The organism is Ottowia thiooxydans DSM 14619 (assembly GCF_000422885.1).
Lineage (GTDB): Bacteria > Pseudomonadota > Gammaproteobacteria > Burkholderiales > Burkholderiaceae_C > Ottowia > Ottowia thiooxydans.
In genome coordinates, this window is record NZ_AUGX01000014.1 from 101,592 (window position 1) to 118,161 (window position 16,570).

Annotated in this window: 16 protein-coding genes; 15 read left to right on the forward strand and 1 reads right to left on the reverse strand. The window is 58.2% G+C overall.

Translation table 11 applies throughout. The features are described 5' to 3' along the window. Positions 1 to 373: 373 nt before the first annotated feature. The 10 genes from lepA to G518_RS35140 all read left to right on the forward strand — a co-directional run bounded on the left by lepA (position 374) and on the right by G518_RS35140 (position 9,546). Positions 374 to 2,182, forward strand: coding sequence for a translation elongation factor 4 (gene lepA, locus G518_RS0113815; protein ID WP_028603051.1), 1,809 nt, complete (start codon positions 374 to 376; stop codon positions 2,180 to 2,182). Then, positions 2,182 to 3,147 carry a signal peptidase I gene (lepB, locus tag G518_RS0113820; RefSeq protein WP_028603052.1) on the forward strand — a complete coding sequence of 322 codons (966 nt, stop codon included), beginning with the start codon at positions 2,182 to 2,184 and terminating at the stop codon, positions 3,145 to 3,147. Before lepA ends, lepB begins: the two co-directional genes overlap by 1 nt. 21 nt (positions 3,148 to 3,168) lie before the next feature. Next, positions 3,169 to 3,552 (forward strand): DUF4845 domain-containing protein, encoded by a 384-nt coding sequence (locus G518_RS0113825; RefSeq protein WP_028603053.1) that lies wholly within the window; start codon positions 3,169 to 3,171, stop codon positions 3,550 to 3,552. Positions 3,553 to 3,570: 18 nt separating this feature from the next. Continuing rightward, the gene (gene rnc / locus G518_RS0113830; protein WP_028603054.1) at positions 3,571 to 4,269 is read left to right on the forward strand and encodes a ribonuclease III; all 699 of its coding nucleotides are present in this window, start codon (positions 3,571 to 3,573) and stop codon (positions 4,267 to 4,269) included. Beyond that, positions 4,250 to 5,245 carry a GTPase Era gene (gene era, locus G518_RS0113835; protein WP_051236639.1) on the forward strand — a complete coding sequence of 332 codons (996 nt, stop codon included), beginning with the start codon at positions 4,250 to 4,252 and terminating at the stop codon, positions 5,243 to 5,245. Before rnc ends, era begins: the two co-directional genes overlap by 20 nt. A gap of 362 nt (positions 5,246 to 5,607) precedes the next feature. Continuing rightward, positions 5,608 to 6,384 (forward strand): DNA repair protein RecO, encoded by a 777-nt coding sequence (recO, locus tag G518_RS0113840; protein ID WP_028603056.1) that lies wholly within the window; start codon positions 5,608 to 5,610, stop codon positions 6,382 to 6,384. Next, on the forward strand, positions 6,381 to 7,145 hold the full coding sequence (locus tag G518_RS0113845) for a pyridoxine 5'-phosphate synthase (protein ID WP_028603057.1): 765 nt from the start codon (positions 6,381 to 6,383) through the stop codon (positions 7,143 to 7,145). Before recO ends, G518_RS0113845 begins: the two co-directional genes overlap by 4 nt. A gap of 5 nt (positions 7,146 to 7,150) precedes the next feature. After that, the gene (nagZ, locus tag G518_RS0113850) at positions 7,151 to 8,212 is read left to right on the forward strand and encodes a beta-N-acetylhexosaminidase (RefSeq protein WP_028603058.1); all 1,062 of its coding nucleotides are present in this window, start codon (positions 7,151 to 7,153) and stop codon (positions 8,210 to 8,212) included. Between the two features lie 66 nt (positions 8,213 to 8,278). After that, on the forward strand, positions 8,279 to 8,635 hold the full coding sequence (locus tag G518_RS0113855) for a hypothetical protein (RefSeq protein WP_156909391.1): 357 nt from the start codon (positions 8,279 to 8,281) through the stop codon (positions 8,633 to 8,635). Positions 8,636 to 8,739: 104 nt separating this feature from the next. Next, positions 8,740 to 9,546 carry a galactosyltransferase-related protein gene (locus G518_RS35140; protein WP_051236641.1) on the forward strand — a complete coding sequence of 269 codons (807 nt, stop codon included), beginning with the start codon at positions 8,740 to 8,742 and terminating at the stop codon, positions 9,544 to 9,546. Positions 9,547 to 9,557: 11 nt separating this feature from the next. Here G518_RS35140 and lysS read toward each other — a convergent pair whose 3' ends face one another. Then, positions 9,558 to 11,111 carry a lysine--tRNA ligase gene (gene lysS / locus G518_RS0113865; protein WP_028603060.1) on the reverse strand — a complete coding sequence of 518 codons (1,554 nt, stop codon included), beginning with the start codon at positions 11,109 to 11,111 and terminating at the stop codon, positions 9,558 to 9,560. 163 nt (positions 11,112 to 11,274) lie between these two features. On the opposite strand from lysS, the gene G518_RS35145 reads away from it, so the two are divergent. Genes G518_RS35145 through G518_RS0113890 form a run of 5 tightly spaced genes read left to right on the forward strand, consistent with a single transcriptional unit; the run spans position 11,275 to position 16,526 of the window. Continuing rightward, positions 11,275 to 12,582, forward strand: coding sequence for a lipopolysaccharide biosynthesis protein (locus G518_RS35145; RefSeq protein WP_051236643.1), 1,308 nt, complete (start codon positions 11,275 to 11,277; stop codon positions 12,580 to 12,582). Further along, on the forward strand, positions 12,579 to 13,187 hold the full coding sequence (locus tag G518_RS35150) for an acyltransferase (protein ID WP_051236645.1): 609 nt from the start codon (positions 12,579 to 12,581) through the stop codon (positions 13,185 to 13,187). Before G518_RS35145 ends, G518_RS35150 begins: the two co-directional genes overlap by 4 nt. Then, the gene (locus G518_RS0113880; RefSeq protein WP_028603061.1) at positions 13,184 to 14,254 is read left to right on the forward strand and encodes a glycosyltransferase; all 1,071 of its coding nucleotides are present in this window, start codon (positions 13,184 to 13,186) and stop codon (positions 14,252 to 14,254) included. Before G518_RS35150 ends, G518_RS0113880 begins: the two co-directional genes overlap by 4 nt. Further along, positions 14,244 to 15,332, forward strand: a complete 1,089-nt coding sequence (locus tag G518_RS0113885) for a glycosyltransferase family 2 protein (RefSeq protein WP_051236647.1) — start codon at positions 14,244 to 14,246, stop codon at positions 15,330 to 15,332. The genes G518_RS0113880 and G518_RS0113885 overlap by 11 nt, the downstream gene beginning before the upstream one ends. A gap of 33 nt (positions 15,333 to 15,365) precedes the next feature. Further along, entirely contained in the window at positions 15,366 to 16,526 is a 1,161-nt protein-coding gene (locus tag G518_RS0113890; protein WP_028603063.1) for a DegT/DnrJ/EryC1/StrS family aminotransferase, read from the forward strand. The last annotated feature ends 44 nt before the right edge of the window (positions 16,527 to 16,570 follow it).

Sequence of the window (16,570 nt, forward strand, 5' to 3'; positions counted from 1 at the left end):
CCCGTTTGGCTTACATATTGTTTTAGATAGAATCACGCACCGATTGACCGATGAACCTGCATATGGATCGTGCTTAAATCCACCATGCGGAAATTGGCATCACCACTTTACATGCATTCCACAAAAAGACCACAGCTTGTCCAAAGGGAACTCCGCCCAGACTGTTGATAAGCTGTTGATAAAATTCCGTTGCTGCGTCGCAACGACCGATGATTCGTGATCAGAGGCTTCGACAAAGGCGCTTTTTGCCTACAATGAAGCTTCCAACTATCGCAGTTGCCATAGATTGTTGGTTGAGGGCGCGTCACATCTTTGGCGCGCCCTTTTTTCATGCGCACTACCCGTTATTTCAAATACTTGGCTCGACTCCTTGATGGACCACATCAGAAATTTCTCGATCATCGCGCACATTGATCATGGCAAATCCACGCTGGCGGATCGGTTGATCCAGCGCTGCGGAGGCCTTGCAGACCGTGACATGCAAGCCCAGGTGCTGGACTCGATGGATATCGAGAAAGAGCGGGGGATAACCATCAAAGCGCAGACCGCAGCGCTGCACTACACCGCACGCGACGGGCAGGTCTACAACCTCAACCTCATCGACACGCCGGGGCACGTGGATTTCTCTTATGAGGTGTCTCGCTCGCTCTCAGCTTGCGAAGGCGCACTGCTTGTTGTGGACGCATCTCAAGGCGTCGAGGCGCAAACGGTAGCCAACTGCTACACGGCGCTTGAACTCGGTGTTGAGGTGCTGCCCGTTCTCAACAAGATGGACTTGCCGCAAGCTGATCCCGAAACAGCCAAGTCCGAGATCGAGGACGTGATTGGAATTGATGCCGGCGAGGCCATTGCCATCTCTGCGAAAACGGGCATGGGTATCGACGATGTGCTGGAGCAGATCGTTGCCAAGGTACCGGCTCCGCGTGGGGAACCTAACGCGCCACTGCGTGCCATGATCGTCGACAGTTGGTTCGATACCTATGTGGGTGTCGTGATGCTCGTGCGCGTCGTAGATGGCCGCTTGAACAAGGGCGAGCGTTTCAGGATGATGGCCACCGGCGCGGCCTATGAGGCCAACACGTTAGGTGTCTTCACTCCCACGCCACTTCCGCGTGAAGCTCTGTCCGCGGGCGAGGTGGGCTACATCATTGCGGGTATCAAGGAGCTGAAGGTAGCCAAGGTGGGAGACACCGTCACCTTGGATAAAAAGCTGCCAGGAAACCTGGGGCCGGCCGACAAGGCGCTGCCGGGGTTCAAGGAAATTCAGCCGCAGGTTTTTGCCGGCCTCTATCCTACTGAGGCCAACCAGTACGACTCCCTGCGAGACAGCCTGGAAAAATTGCAATTGAACGATGCTTCTTTGCATTTTGAACCCGAAGTGTCCCAGGCACTGGGCTTCGGTTTTCGATGCGGCTTTCTCGGCTTGCTGCACATGGAAATTGTGCAGGAGCGATTGGAACGCGAATTCGATCAGGATCTGATCACCACCGCACCTAGTGTGGTGTACGAAGTGCTGCGTGCGGATGGTCAAGTCATGATGGTCGAAAACCCATCGAAGATGCCTGAGCCGGGTCAGATCAATGAGATCCGCGAACCCATCGTGACCGTTCACTTGTATATGCCGCAGGAGTACGTTGGGCCAGTGATGACGCTGGCCAACCAGAAGCGCGGCGTTCAGCTCAACATGGCCTACCATGGCCGCCAGGTCATGCTCACCTATGAGATGCCACTGGGTGAAATCGTGCTCGATTTCTTCGACAAGCTCAAGAGCGTGAGCCGCGGCTACGCCAGCATGGACTATGAGTTCAAAGAGTATCGGCCTTCCGACGTAGTGAAGGTGGATATCCTCTTGAACGCGGAGAAGGTAGATGCACTCTCCATCATCGTGCACAGAAGCCAATCGCAATACCGTGGAAGGGCTGTAGCAGCGAAGATGCGCGAGATCATCAGTCGTCAGCAGTTTGATGTGGCGATCCAGGCGGCTATCGGCTCTAACATCATCGCCCGTGAGAACATCAAAGCGCTGAGAAAGAACGTCTTGGCAAAATGCTACGGTGGCGATATTTCACGCAAGCGCAAGCTCCTGGAAAAACAGAAAGCGGGCAAGAAAAGAATGAAGCAGATTGGTTCGGTTGAAGTTCCTCAAGAGGCGTTTCTGGCTATTTTGCAGGTGGAAGAATGATGCAGTTTTTCACCGCAATTGTTCTGGCTGGCTTCGTTGGATACGGCGCAGCTTGGTATTTCGGCTCGATCGAAGGTAACTTCGCGCTGCTGCTGTTTCTAGCCACCGTGGTGACCGGGTTGTACTGGTTGGCTGAGCGTTTCATTTTTTTGCCGCGCAGGCGCGCTGTGGCACAAACATTGGAAGGCAATGATGAGCACCGCCGTGCCAATCTGGCCGCTCAAGGCATTCAGGACGTAGATGGAGATATCTCCACCGCACGTGAGCGAATCCTGGCGCAACCTTGGTGGCTCGATTGGACAGCGGGCTTGTTTCCCGTCATCTTGATCGTCTTTCTGCTGCGCTCTTTCGTGTTCGAGCCGTTCAAGATCCCTTCGGGGTCCATGATCCCGACGCTGCTCATCGGTGATCTGATTTTGGTGAACAAGTTTACGTACGGCTTGAAGCTTCCCGTACTCAACACCCGCATCACTGAAGGAACCCCGGTCCAAAGGGGCGATGTGGTGGTGTTTCGGTATCCGCCCAAACCGAGTATTGATTACATCAAGCGTGTGGTGGGTGTGGCGGGCGATGAGGTGTCTTATTTGAACAAGAAGCTCACGATCAATGGCCAACCAGTGGTGCAGACCCCCGGTTCAGATTTCTTTGATGAATCTGTCATGGAGTACTTCAAGTACTTTGATGAGCAATTGGGAGCAAAAAAGCACGGAATCATCGTCGATGAGAAGCGACCCAGCTTCATTCCCGGAGTCGACGACTTCAAATACAAGCAAAATTGTCGTTACAGTGTTGAAGGCGTGAGCTGCAAGGTGCCTGAAGGCCATTACTTCGTGATGGGCGACAATCGCGACAATTCTCTGGATTCACGCTATTGGGGTTTCGTGCCTGATGGCAACGTGGTCGGCAGAGCGTTCTTCGTGTGGATGAATTTCAGCAATCTGAAACGCATAGGCGCATTTAATTAATCAATGGATCGAAAAACTAAAATGAACAGAAGGCGCATGAACATCGGGCGAATCTCTTCGCAACGAGGGATCTCTTTCATTGGCCTGCTGTTTTTGGGCGTGATCGTCGCTTTTTTGGCGATTGTTGGCGCCAAGGTGGTGCCCACTGCAACGGAGTTCATGTCTATCCAGAAGGCTGCCAAAAAAGCAGCGGCTGATGGTGACACTGTTCCCGCAGTACGCGCTGCTTTCGATCGGACCGCATCGGTGGACTACATCAGTTCCATCTCCGGCAAAGACCTTGATATCACCAAACAAGGCGACAAGGTGGTGGTCAATTTTGCCTACGAGAAGGAAATTGCGTTGTTTGGTCCAGCCTACCTGCTGATCAAATACCGAGGCTCCTCCGACGGGGGATATAACTGAAGCCGTATTCGTATCGTTATGCAATCCGCGCTTGATACTCTGCAGGCGCGCCTGCAGCACCGTTTTAAAGAGCCAGCTTTGCTGGCTCGGGCTCTCACGCATCGCAGTTTCTCGGCCGATCACAATGAGCGGCTGGAGTTTCTTGGCGACTCGGTTTTAAACCTTTGCGTGGCTCACCTGCTCTACGAGGCTCTGGCCGATCTACCGGAGGGCGATCTCTCCCGCGTCCGAGCCAATCTTGTTAAGCAAGACACCTTGCATCGCCTTGCATTGGACCTGGGCCTTTCTGAGCGCTTGCGTTTGGGTGAAGGTGAGTTGCGTTCAGGTGGGCAGAAGCGGCCTTCGATTTTGGCGGATGCGGTCGAGGCCCTGATAGGGGCTGTCTACTTGGATAGCGGCTTCGCAGCCGCGCAGGCCTTGGTACGTCGGCTGTTCGATCAGGTTGAGATCAACCCAGGTATGCAGGCCGCCGTCAAAGACCCGAAAACTGCCTTGCAGGAATGGCTACAGGGGCGCAAGATGCAATTGCCTCAGTACACCGTGGCGGGCGTCCACGGTGCTGCACATCGCCAGACTTTTGACGTGCAGTGCACCATCGTTGAATTGAATCTTCAGCAAATCGGAAGCGGCGCCTCACGCCGGGCGGGCGAGCAAGCCGCTGCGCAAGCCATGCTGAAGCTCCTGAACCAGACCAAACATGACAGAAACTACAAATAGCACGGCTGAGGGCGAGCAATCCCCGGACGCCGAAGGCCAAATTGATTCCTCCGTTACGCCAGATGCGGGGCAGCGCTGTGGGCTTATCGCCATCGTGGGCAAGCCCAACGTCGGGAAATCCACGCTGTTGAATGCGCTGGTGGGCCAGAAAATCAGTATTACAAGCCGGAAGGCTCAGACCACGCGTCACCGCATTACAGGCATTCGTACGCTGCCAAACGGGACGGGCGGCGGTACGCAGTTCGTGTTTGTGGACACTCCAGGGTTCCAGACAGTGCACAGCAAGGCGCTGAACAAATCGCTCAACAAAACGGTGGTGGGCGCGATAGATGGCGTCGATCTGGTGCTGTTCGTCGTCGAAGCAGGGAGCTTTACTCTGGCTGATGCCAAGGTGCTGGCATTGCTTCAGGAGGGTACACCGACGCTGTTGGTGGCCAACAAGCTTGATACGGTGCACCGCCGGGCTGAAATTGCGCCATGGCTGAAAGATATGCAGAAGCGGCATGCGTTCACAGAGTTTGTGCCCATGTCGGCCAAGGCCCCCAAGGATGTGGCGCGCCTGCTCACGATTTGCGAACGCCATCTTCCCGAACAGGCTTGGTGGTATTCGGAAGACGAACTCACAGACAAGAGCGAGAAATTTCTTGCTGGTGAGGTGGTGCGTGAAAAACTGTTTCGCCTCACGGGTGATGAATTGCCCTACACCTCTACGGTGATCCTGGACAAGTTCGATGAGGAAAAGAGCAAAGCGCACGGCCGCATGGTGCGCATCGCTGCCACGATCGTGGTGGAGCGAGACGGGCACAAGGCCATGATCATCGGTGAGAAAGGCGAACGGCTCAAGCGCATTGGCACTGAAGCCAGGCAAGAGCTTGAAAAGCTGATGGATTGCAAAGTCTTCCTGGAGCTGTGGGTAAAAGTGCGTTCCGGGTGGGCAGATGATGAAGCGAGATTGCGTAGCTTTGGGTATGAATAGGCTCCCCCCTGAGTCGCTTCGCGCCTTCCCCCCTGGGGGGGGACGCAGTCAGCGGCCTGGCAAAGCCAGCTCCGCGACCACCCCGGTTGGCCTGCTCCGCGGCCGTCTGAGTCTTACTCCCTCTCCCGCAGGCGGGAGAGGGTAGGGGTGAGGGTTGGCGCTTCCATGAGCACGGGTGCGGCCATGCTCCACCATCTTTCGATAAGGGCGCAACCATTGACTTGGCCTGCTGCGCGGCCGTCTGATTTTTACTCCCTCTCCCGTGGGCGGGAGAGGGTAGGGGTGAGGGTCAGCGCACCCATGAGCACCAATGCGGTGGTAATCCTCCACCCTATTAAAAGCTGCTTGTTCAGCGACCAAACATCGGCACTGTGAAACGCATTAGCCACGAACCCGGGTTTGTCCTGCACCGCTATGACTGGAGTGAGACCAGCGTCATCGTGGAGGCGTTCACTCGCGGGTACGGCAGGATGGCTTTGGTGGCCAAAGGGGCCAAACGCCCGTCTTCCAACTTTCGTCCGGTGTTGCTGCCACTACAGCCCTTGCTGTTGAGTTGGGGCGGTGATGCGGAAATTCGTACCCTTAAAAGCGCTGAATGGGCGGGAGGGCATGTGATGCCGACCGGCGATGCGCTCATGTCGGGCTATTACGCCAACGAGCTGCTCATGCGCCTGCTGGCACGGGAAGACGGTCATGCGCGCCTGTTTGATATCTACGCCGCTCTGGTGCATGTGCTCGCCGCGGAGAAAGGCGAAACCCTTCATGCGGCCGCGTTGCGAACCTTTGAATTGCTGTTGCTTCGTGAAACGGGACACTTGCCCGCGCTGGATGTGCAGACACTCACCTTTGCACCGCTGATGCCGCAGGAGCGATATAGCCTGGTCGCCGAAGGTGGTTTGCGTACCGTGCACGAAGAACAAAGCGGCGCGTGGCTGCTGGGGCGCCATTGGCTGAGCTTGGCTACGGCACTGGACGACGAAGCGCCATTCACCACGGCTTTGGCAGTTTGCGCCGGTTTGCCTGGCGAGCAACGTTCCAGCCTGCGCCACCAACTGCGGGAATTACTGCACTACCATTGCGGGGGGGGCATTTTGCGTACCCGCCAGATGATGATTGATCTGCAATCCTTTACATCGTGAACACCAGTCTCTCCGTCAATGTCAATAAGGTCGCCTTGGTGCGCAATACGCGCCACCTGGGTATTCCCAGCGTCACGAAGGCTGCCCAAGTCTGCCTGCGGGCTGGAGCGCACGGGATCACCGTGCATCCGCGCCCTGATGAGCGCCATATTCGCGCACAGGACGTGCATGACCTGGCAGACTTGATGAAGCAGTGGCCGGGCCGCGAATACAACATCGAAGGCAATCCCACTCAAAACTTGATGGATTTTCTCGGCGCTGTGCGGCCGGACCAGTGCACCTTTGTGCCTGATAGCGAAGATCAATTTACCAGCGACCATGGCTGGAATCTGGATGACACTGCCACGCGGGAGCGCCTTGCACCCCTGATTCGCGCGGCTAAGGCTTTGGGGGTGCGTGTCAGTCTGTTCATGGATCCGCTTCCCGAGCAAATGGCTGCGGCACGCGCTTTGGGAGCTGATCGCGTTGAGCTCTACACTGAACCCTATGCGGCAGCATGGGCTAGCGGTGTAGAAAGCTCCATTCAAGAGCAGTTACAGCGCTACGCAGCCACTGCGCGCGCCGCGCTGGATGTTGGCATGGGTGTCAATGCGGGCCATGATTTGAATCGCGACAACCTTGCTCCGTTTCTACGGCAGGTGCCGGGCGTGGCGGAGGTATCTATCGGCCACGCGCTGATCGCAGACGCGCTGGAGCTGGGCTACGCTGCGACGGTGGGCGAGTACCTGCGTTGCATTGAAGCGGGCAACAAGGCCGGATGAAGCACATGCAGCACGCCCCCCTCATCATCGATATTGCGGGTAAAAATCTCACAGACGTCGATAGCCACCGGCTAGCTAACCCACTGGTTGGCGGCATGATTTTGTTCAGCCGCAATTGGGAAAACCGGGAGCAGCTCACGCAGCTAACGGCCAGCATCAAGCGGCTTCGGCCCGATCTTCTCATCTGTGTTGATCATGAAGGCGGCCGCGTACAGCGCTTTCGTACTGATGGATTTACCCATCTGCCGTCCATGCGCGCGCTGGGTGAACACTGGATGAAAGACGCGATGGGTGCCCAGGAAGCTGCTACAGCCTGCGGTTATGTGCTAGCGGCAGAGTTGCGAGCCTGTGGGGTGGATTTTTCCTTCACACCGGTGCTCGACCTCGACTGGGGGCCTTCAGGCGTGATCGGCGACCGCGCCTTTCATGCAGATGCACGCGTGGTGACCATGCTGGCCAAAAGTGTCATGCACGGCCTGTTGCGAGCGGGTATGGGTAATTGTGGCAAACATTTTCCCGGGCATGGTTTTGTCGCGGCTGATTCGCACACGCACCTGCCGCGCGACAACCGTGGATTAAAACCCATCCTCGCTCAGGATGCCGCGCCTTATGGCTGGCTTGGAACCGCTATGGATGCCGTGATGGCGGCGCACGTGGTTTATCCCAAAGTAGATGCCAGGCCGGCTGGATATTCCGCGCGCTGGTTGCAGGCGGTGCTCCGCGGGCGGCTTGGATTTGAGGGGGCGATCTTCACGGATGATCTCAGCATGGAAGCGGCACGCCACATCGATGGCCGAACCGTCACCCCTGTAGAGGCTATCTTGGCCGCTTTGACCGCCGGTTGTGATCTGGTACTTCTCTGCAACCAGTCGCTGGAAGGGGGCAGGGTGCTGGACGACGCAATAGAAGGCCTGGCGGAGGCACTTCTGGCAGGCCAATGGAATCCTTGCAATGCCAGCGAATTACGCAGACAGGCCTTGTTACCCAGGCAAAGCGCCCTCAATTGGGAAGCACTGATGCGCTCACAAGAGTATTTGCGCTCGCTGGCACTCGTCAACGGGCTTTAGAGTGTGCTCGGAATAGCGCAGAATTGAACTTCAGCGCTCAAAAACTGTCTATTTGCTATGAACCAGATGTTTTCCCAACAATTACCACCACCCTACGCCCGCAGTTCCAGTACTGTGGAGCGCATCGTCGCTCGTGTATTGGGCGTGATGGTTTGGGCGACGTTGGCCTTGGTCGGCCTGGTTTTTGCGCTTAGCCTGCTCATTTGGTTGGCTGTGGGCGTGGTCGCCAGCTTGGTGATGAGCTTGGTCACCGGCCGCCCAGCTACCGTTACCTTGCTTTGGCGTCGTTACCGGGAAATGACCCGCCAGCACTGGCCAAAGCGGCAAGCTGCCGCAACTACTCCGCGCGCTGACGCTACCAGTGCAGCCGGCGGCAGCGAGCCGGCCGTAGTGCAAGATGTCTCTTGGCGGGAAGTACCCTGAGAGCTCTGGCGAAAAGCGGACGCCCGTAGCTGCTCATACTTATTTGCGCGTCTGTCGCGTACAGCTCGGACGTGGTTTCGTTTTTCAGGCGGGTAGGTGGTTAGGTGGAAAAGCTTTCGCTCCAGCATATTGATCTGATCGTGCCGTATCGAGAGGCGTCAGATGAGCGACGCGAAAACCTCTATGGAGTGCTGCGGCATCTGGTCACGACTTATCGAGACTGTCGCATCTGGCTGATGGAGGCGGATACGCGGCCTCGCTTCGATTGGTCCCGTATTGCTGATGCGTCAATTCGCCACGTCTTCATTTCGCACGACGGTCCCTTTCCAAAGGCGCGCTTGTGCAATATGGGGGTGCGCCTATCCAATAGCGCCATCGTTTGCTTTCACGACGCCGACTCCATTGCCCAGCCTTCTTCAATGGTCAGTGCGCTGGATGCGCTGATAAACGGCACCGCGTCGGATGCCATTTGCCCCTATTCCCCCGTCCTCAACGTGGAGGGCTCACTTAGGGACGATATCTTGCAGACGGGGAATGTAGACGCCTTTGGGGCACTCGATCCAGTCGCGCTCCCTCCAGAGGTCACCATGCTCTACACCTCCGCTAATGGCGGTGTGGTGTTGTTCAAGCGCAGCGAGTACATCCGGGTGGGGGGCTACAACGAGCGGATGGAGGGTTGGTGCGGTGAAGATAACGAACTGCTGTTTAGAGCCACACAGCTGGGTGTCCGCTGGCACTCATTTTTACCGCCGCTGGTTCACCTGCACCACGATTCAACTTCCCGTAATGAGTGGACTCAGGCGTTTCAAGACAACGAGGAACTTCAGCGTTTTCACGCCTTGAAAAACATGCCGAGTGAAGCCGTGCAGGCGCTTGCTGCCGAACTGGCAAGCCAGTTCGGGCCACGCTGACCTGCCGCTCTTCAGGCTTCCCGCCGCAAAGCGGGAAACAGGATCACGTCGCGAATGCTGGGTGAATCCGTGAGCAGCATCATCAACCGGTCAATGCCGACACCGCACCCACCTGTGGGAGGCATACCGTACTCGAGCGCGCGTACGAAGTCAGCGTCGTAGAACATGGCCTCATCATCACCGGAGTCCTTGGAGGCCACCTGGGCTTGCAGGCGCGCGGCCTGATCTTCCGCGTCGTTCAGTTCGCTGAAACCGTTAGCGATTTCGCGGCCGGTGATGTAGAGCTCAAAGCGTTCGGTCACCTCGGGGCGCTGATCGTTGGCGCGTGCCAGGGGGCTGATCTCGGTGGGGTGCTCCATGATGAAGGTGGGTTCCCACAGCTTGTCTTCCACAGACTCTTCGAAGTACATGACTTGCAGCGAAGGGAGGCTACGGGTGGAGAGCCTGTCTTTGGCTTCTGAGAGTCCCAGCTTTTTCAAGCGGTTGATCAGTTCGGCGGCATCATCCACCTGCGCGCCAATGTCCGTATGGGTGTTGATCGCTTCACGGATGGTCATGCGCTTGAATGGCTGGCCAAGATCCACGCTACGCCCCTGGTATTGCAATTGCAGCGTACCTACGGCTTTCTGCGCGGTGTCGCGCAGGAGGGCCTCGGTGAAGTCCATCAAATCCAGATAGTTCCAGTAAGCGGCGTAGAACTCCATCATGGTGAACTCGGGGTTGTGCCGCACGCTGATGCCTTCGTTGCGGAAACTCCGGTTGATCTCAAAAACGCGTTCAAAACCGCCCACAATGAGGCGTTTCAGGTACAACTCAGGCGCAATGCGCAGGAACATCTCCTGCTCCAGCGCATTGTGATGGGTGACGAAGGGCTTGGCATTGGCACCGCCGGGGATGGGGTGCAGCATGGGCGTTTCCACCTCCATGAACCCGCTTTCGGTCATGAAGGCGCGCATGGCCGCCAAAGACTGGCTACGGGCCACGAAACGTTTGCGCGCCGATTCATCCATGATGAGATCGACATAGCGCTGGCGGTACTTCGTTTCCTGGTCCTGCATGCCATGGAATTTGTCAGGCAGGGGGCGCAGGCTCTTGGTCAAGAGGCGAATGCTGGTAGCGTGAATCGATAGTTCACCGGTTTTGGTCTTGAACAGATAGCCCTCGGCAGCTACGATGTCTCCCAGATCCCAGTGTTTGAAGGCGGTATAGATGTCTTCGCCCACATCGTCCCTGGCGATGTAAATCTGTATACGCCCTGAGGCATCTTGCAAAGTAGCAAAGCTCGCCTTGCCCATCACGCGTTTGAGCATCATCCGGCCGGATACGCTGGCTTTGATCTGCTTGCCTTCGGCAATGTCTGCGTCAAACTCTGGCTTTTCCGTCGCGCCATGGGCCTCATGCAACTGAGCGGCCCGATCCTTTGGCTTGAAATCGTTGGGGAAGGTCACTCCGCCGTTCTGCGCCTGGGTTTCACGCAGGGCTTTGAGCTTCTCGCGCCGCTCCGCAATCAGTTTGTTCTCGTCTTGTTCGGGGGCGGCGGAGCTGAGTGCGGTGGGTTCTGACATGATCTACGAAATGAGATGGGGAAATGCGCGGGGATAATCCCCGCTTGGCAAACCCCTCATTTTAGGCGCCGTCCGCCACACCCATGTTCTCGGCTCACTTTATCCGCATTGCTACAAGTTTTCCTTGCGTTTGCTTGGGAAGACGGCTGCAAGCAATTCCGGCATGACGGCGCGATCATCCAGCCTTTTAAGAGCCACACTCACGCTGCTGACGGGCGGGGCGCTGGCGCAGCTTTTGCCGCTGCTGCTGGGGCCTTTCATTGCGCGTCTTTTTACCCCCGAGGCCATGGGGCTTTTCACCCAGTTCAGTACCGTGGCCGCCTCCGTGGCGGTGGCGGCTTGCCTGCGCTACGACTGGGCGCTGCCCATGGCTCGGCATGATGACGAAGCGAATGCGCTTCTAGCGCTCGCTTTGCGCATCGCGGCAGGGGTGATCTTGCTGTGCATTCCATTGAGTTGGGGTTTGCATGTGCTTGGTTTGCTTCCCCTGCCTGCTTTGCTGCCTGTCGCGGTGGCGTTCTCAGCGTTGCTGCAACTGCTGATGATGTGGGCGACCCGTGCGCAACGTTTTCAAGCGCTGGCCATTGGCCGAGTCGTTCAATGGGGCGGAGCTGCCGTGGCGCAACTGGCACTGGGTTACCTGCTTTGGCGTAGTGCAGGAGGAAAGCCGTTAGGAGCCGATTCCGCATGGGCCTTGGTCTTGGCGACTCTGCTTGCACAGGCCTTGGCGAGTCTTTGGTTATTGCGGCCAGCCCCCACGGGTGGTTGGCGCGCAGTATTGCCGCCAACGCCAGCCTCGCTGCGAATCGCCATGCATGCCACCGCTCATCGGCACCGGGATTTCGCGTTGGTTAACACCCCTCATGCGTTCCTGGGTACCTTGCAGGATGCGATCGCCATCGCACTCTTGGTGGCTTACACCGGCGAAGCGGCGGCGGGCTTCTGGGGTTTGGCACTGCGTTACCTTAAAGCACCTGCGACTTTGGTGGGCGCGGCGGTCTCGCAGGCGCTATATCCCCGGCTGATCGGGGCGGCCCCTGATGCCGCACGCGCTATGGTGAGGCAATTAATGTTGCTTCTAGCCGTGCTCGGTTTGGCATTGATGGGGCTGCTGCTCGTGGCCGGGCCGTGGTTGTTCGAGCTGGTGTTCGGCCCCACCTGGCGCGAAGCAGGGGAGTTGGCGCGCGCGCTTTCGCCCTATATTGCGACTCACTTCGTAGCTGCTCCACTCGCTGTGGTGACCATGGCCTGGCAGGCTCAGCGGTGGGCGTTTCGCTGGGCCTTGGTAGGGCAGGTGGCGTTTGTTTTAGCGCTGGCGCTCGGTTTGCGCGCTGGTGGGCTGCAAGGTGGTGCCTGGGCGGTGTCCGCGGCGATGGTGCCCTATTTTGGGTGGTACTTTTATCGGCTGGCTCGGTGGCCTCTTATCCCGGCTCCCCGTGACGCTTCACAACACAAGGGTGATCATTCATGACCGGGTTTCGCGCGTGGCTCAACCGGTGCCGCAGACGGCTGTGGCATGGATTGTTTTTTCGCATGCTCTTTGGCGAGCGCCTGCAAGGCCAGGACCTGCCCAATACCCGCATTTCACCCAGTACGTGCATAGAGCACGAGCAGTCACTGAATCTGGGAGACGATGTGTTCATTGGCCACTTCAATTTCATTGAGGCCAGTGCAGGCGTCACCATTGAACGTGGGACACAAATTACCAATTTCGTGAGCATTGTCAGCCACAGCACGCACCGCAGCGTTCGTGTGGCGGCAGAGCTTTCCGGCCAGGACCCAAGTAAAGGGGCGGGGGCTGTGATTCGCGCGCCCATTGTCATTGGCGAGCGCTCTTTCATAGGCCCGCACAGCACCATAGAGGCTGGCACCACGCTCGGCCATGGCACCTTGGTTGCGGCGCACAGCCGCGTTCGCGGCGTGTTTCCGGATTTCGCGGTGCTGGCTGGCAGTCCGGCGAAACTGGTGGGCGATACCCGCGACGCTGATGAACGCTGGTTGGCGGGAAACCCATCCTTACAAGCCGCTTATGGGCGTTGGCGGGCCGCGCTCGTCTCCCGGGGTTCGAGCCCATGAGTCATCACGTATGTTTACTGGGCGATGCCAATAGCGTGCATGTGCAGCGGTGGGCCAATGAAATGCTGGCGCGTGGCTGGAGGATCTCGGTGGTCACGGCGCGCCCGCACCCCATACCGGGTGTGGAGCAGATCGTGCTGCCACCAGTTACCCGCTCGGTAGATTGGCTTTGGCGCGTGTCTGCAGCGCGCCGCGCGGTGGAGCAATTAAAGCCCGATATCGTGCATGCGCACTACATCACCTCTTACGGATATCTCGCTGCACGCTGCGGAAGACGGCCTTTGGTCATGACCGCGTGGGGTAGTGATCTGCTGCTCACACCTCAGCGCAACATTGCCCTGCGCTTGCTCACAGCCTGGACTTTGAGCCAGGCGGACCTCATCACGGGCGATTCACCTGATCTTCTGTCCGCTGCGGTCAAGCTGCGACACGGATTGCGTACGGCGCTGATCCATTGGGGGGTGGATCTGGCTCGGTTCACGCCAGTGGCGTGGGAAGCCAAACCCGGCTTTGACGCTGTGAGCCTCCGCAGTTGGGAGCCTAATTACCGAATTGACGTCATTTTGCAAGCCTTGGCGCGGGTGCGCGCCGAACGCGCGGATGTCCGCCTGCATCTGCTGGGAGGGGGGTCACAGGAGGCTGCGCTACGCGCTCAAGCAGCTTCGCTTGGGCTAGGCGATGCCGTGCAGTTCCATGGACGCCTGGACGACGCGGGCATGGCAGCAGTGCTGGCTCGGTGCAGGCTGTCGATCAGCGTTCCTGAGAGTGACGCCACATCGGTTTCTGTCCTGGAAAGCATGGCATGTGGTTTGGCGGTGATTGCTTCGGATCTACCAGCCAACAGAGACTGGCTGGACGCCAGCGCATTGGTGCCGGCAGGCGATGTCGGGCGGTTGGCCGAGCGGTGGCTGGCGTTGATGCAAGACGGTGAGCATGCCGCGGAGTTAGGGCTGCGCAACGCGGAACGCATTGCATTCGAAGGCGACAGGCGAACGCAGATGAATGCGGTCGATCAGCTTTATCGCCAATTGTTGGCCAAAGGAGGCCGTGATCACCATGGCGAATGATGCGGAAAACACCGAGCGCAGTGCCGCACACCTGGTGAGCGTGATGGCGCCTTGCCGCAATGAAAGGTCGTATATAGATGCTTTTTGCGATCAGGTTCTGGCGCAGCAACTGCCGCCCGGATGGGCTCTGGAGTTGCTGGTGGCTGATGGCGGCAGTGACGATGGATCGCGTGAACGCCTGGAGAGGCGTGCCGGGCAAGATGCCCCTTTGGTCGTGGTGGACAACCCTGGCCGCATTGTTTCAACCGGGTTGAATGCCTGCCTGCTGCGTGCACGTGGGGAAATCGTGGTGCGGATGGATATTCATACGTCCTTCGCGCCCGACTATGTGGCTCAGTGCATTGCGGTTCTGAAGCAGAGCGGGGCGGATAACGTGGGTGGCCCATGGGTGGCGCGCGGCGAGGGCGCCATGAGCCAGGCCATTGCCGCCGCATTTCAGTGCAGATGGGTGGTGGGTGGTGCTCTTTCGCGTGATACCGCCTATGAAGGCCCGGTCGACACGGTCTATCTGGGGTGCTGGCCTCGAGCGGTGTTCACACGCATAGGCGGTTTCGATGAGCAGCTGGTGCGCAACCAGGACGATGAGCACAACCTTCGTTTGCGCCTCTCCGGAGGGCGCATCTGGCAAAGCGGCCGGATCCGGTCATGGTATCAATCGCGGGGCTCATTGCCCAAACTGTTTGCGCAGCAGTACCAGTATGGTTACTGGCGCCCATTTGTGATGCGCAAGCACGGCCAACCCGGATCACTGCGCCAATTGGTGCCGGCTTTGTTCGTGGCTGCCTTGGTGGTGTCCGTTGCCGCAATGCCATGGAGCCTGCTCCCCGTGACAGCCCTGGCAGGCAGCTACGCTTTGTATCTGGCCCTGGCATCGTGGTCGGCGGCGCTGGGTGCCGGCAAGATTCAGGGCAAGTCTTCCAATGATGATGCACGGCGCAGCATGGCGCCGCTTCTGGCTCGGCTGCCACTGGCCATTGCCAGCTTTCACATAGGTTACGGGCTAGGAACCTGGCGCGGATTGATGGATATCGTGCGTGGCCGGCGAGTTTCAGGCGCGTCGGCGAAAATCACCCGTTGACCCTTTCTTCTTTGTCTTTTTGTTCGTTGACCTATGTCCACCGCTGATAGCTTTATTCCTTTTGCTCGCCCAGATATAGGGGAGGCCGAAATCGATGCGGTAGCGCGCGCCATGCGGTCGGGCTGGGTCACCACCGGGCCAGAAACGCGTGCCTTCGAACAGGAGTTTGCCTCTTATCTCGGCGGCGGATTGGAAGCGATTGCTGTGAACTCGGCGACGGCCGGCTTGCACCTGGCGTTGGAAGCGCTTGGTATTGGCCCGGGCGATGAAGTGATTGCACCAACGCTTACCTTTACCGCCACAGTGGAAGTTGCGCGTTACCTGGGGGCTGACGCGGTCCTCGTGGACAGCGATCCTGAGACGCTGAATATCGACGCCGACAAGATCGAAGCAGCCATCACGCCGCGAACCAAAGCCATCATCCCTGTTCACTATGGCGGGTTGGCTTGCGATATGACCCGCATTCTGGAGATTGCGGACAAGCACGGAATACACGTGGTGGAAGATGCAGCTCATGCCTTGCCTGCAACTTGCAACGGATCGCTCATCGGTCAGTTGCAGAGTGCCGTCACAGTGTTCAGTTTCTACGCAAACAAAACCATGACCACGGGTGAGGGGGGCATGGTGGTGACTAAAAACGAGGCATTGGCGGCGCGCATGAAAGTGATGCGGCTGCATGGGATCAGCCGTGATGCATTCGACCGGTTTTCCAGTAAAACGCCATCCTGGTATTACGAGATCGTGGCTCCGGGCTTCAAGTACAACATGACGGATATGGCCGGAGCGCTGGGCCGCGTGCAGTTGCGGAGGCTGCCGGATTTTGAGCGGCGCCGTCAGATGCTGGCCGCGCGCTACTTTGCGGAACTGAGCGATTTGCCTCTTATCTTGCCAGCGAGGGCCCCTGAAGGCCAGACGCATGCCTGGCACCTTTTTGTGCTGCGCCTCTCGGACGAAGCCAAGGCGACGCGAGACGAAGTCATTCAGGGCCTGTCTGACGCTGGCGTGGCCACCAGCGTTCACTATGTGCCACTGCATCGCCAGCCCTATTGGCGTGATCGGTATGGGCTGGCGCCTGAGCAGTTTCCGGTGGTGGAAAAAGCCTATCAGCGCATGTTCAGCATCCCGTTGTTCACGGCGATGAGCGATGACGAACAAGCCCGGGTCATTGCGGCACTGAAGTCTGTAGTGCGGTGAGGTTTGCCTGCCTTGCCATTCGTAAGATGCCTTCAGCGGGCGGC

What these genes read in the sequence shown, in the direction of transcription:
- lepA (WP_028603051.1), top strand. Translation starts at nt 374, where the DNA reads ATGGACCACATCAGAAATTTCTCGATCATCGCGCACATTGATCATGGC.
- lepB (WP_028603052.1), top strand. Translation starts at nt 2,182, where the DNA reads ATGCAGTTTTTCACCGCAATTGTTCTGGCTGGCTTCGTTGGATACGGC.
- G518_RS0113825 (WP_028603053.1), top strand. Translation starts at nt 3,169, where the DNA reads ATGAACAGAAGGCGCATGAACATCGGGCGAATCTCTTCGCAACGAGGG.
- rnc (WP_028603054.1), top strand. Translation starts at nt 3,571, where the DNA reads ATGCAATCCGCGCTTGATACTCTGCAGGCGCGCCTGCAGCACCGTTTT.
- era (WP_051236639.1), top strand. Translation starts at nt 4,250, where the DNA reads ATGACAGAAACTACAAATAGCACGGCTGAGGGCGAGCAATCCCCGGAC.
- nagZ (WP_028603058.1), top strand. Translation starts at nt 7,151, where the DNA reads ATGCAGCACGCCCCCCTCATCATCGATATTGCGGGTAAAAATCTCACA.
- G518_RS0113855 (WP_156909391.1), top strand. Translation starts at nt 8,279, where the DNA reads ATGTTTTCCCAACAATTACCACCACCCTACGCCCGCAGTTCCAGTACT.
- lysS (WP_028603060.1), bottom strand. Translation starts at nt 11,111, where the DNA reads ATGTCAGAACCCACCGCACTCAGCTCCGCCGCCCCCGAACAAGACGAG.
- G518_RS35145 (WP_051236643.1), top strand. Translation starts at nt 11,275, where the DNA reads ATGACGGCGCGATCATCCAGCCTTTTAAGAGCCACACTCACGCTGCTG.
- G518_RS35150 (WP_051236645.1), top strand. Translation starts at nt 12,579, where the DNA reads ATGACCGGGTTTCGCGCGTGGCTCAACCGGTGCCGCAGACGGCTGTGG.
- G518_RS0113880 (WP_028603061.1), top strand. Translation starts at nt 13,184, where the DNA reads ATGAGTCATCACGTATGTTTACTGGGCGATGCCAATAGCGTGCATGTG.
- G518_RS0113885 (WP_051236647.1), top strand. Translation starts at nt 14,244, where the DNA reads ATGGCGAATGATGCGGAAAACACCGAGCGCAGTGCCGCACACCTGGTG.
- G518_RS0113890 (WP_028603063.1), top strand. Translation starts at nt 15,366, where the DNA reads ATGTCCACCGCTGATAGCTTTATTCCTTTTGCTCGCCCAGATATAGGG.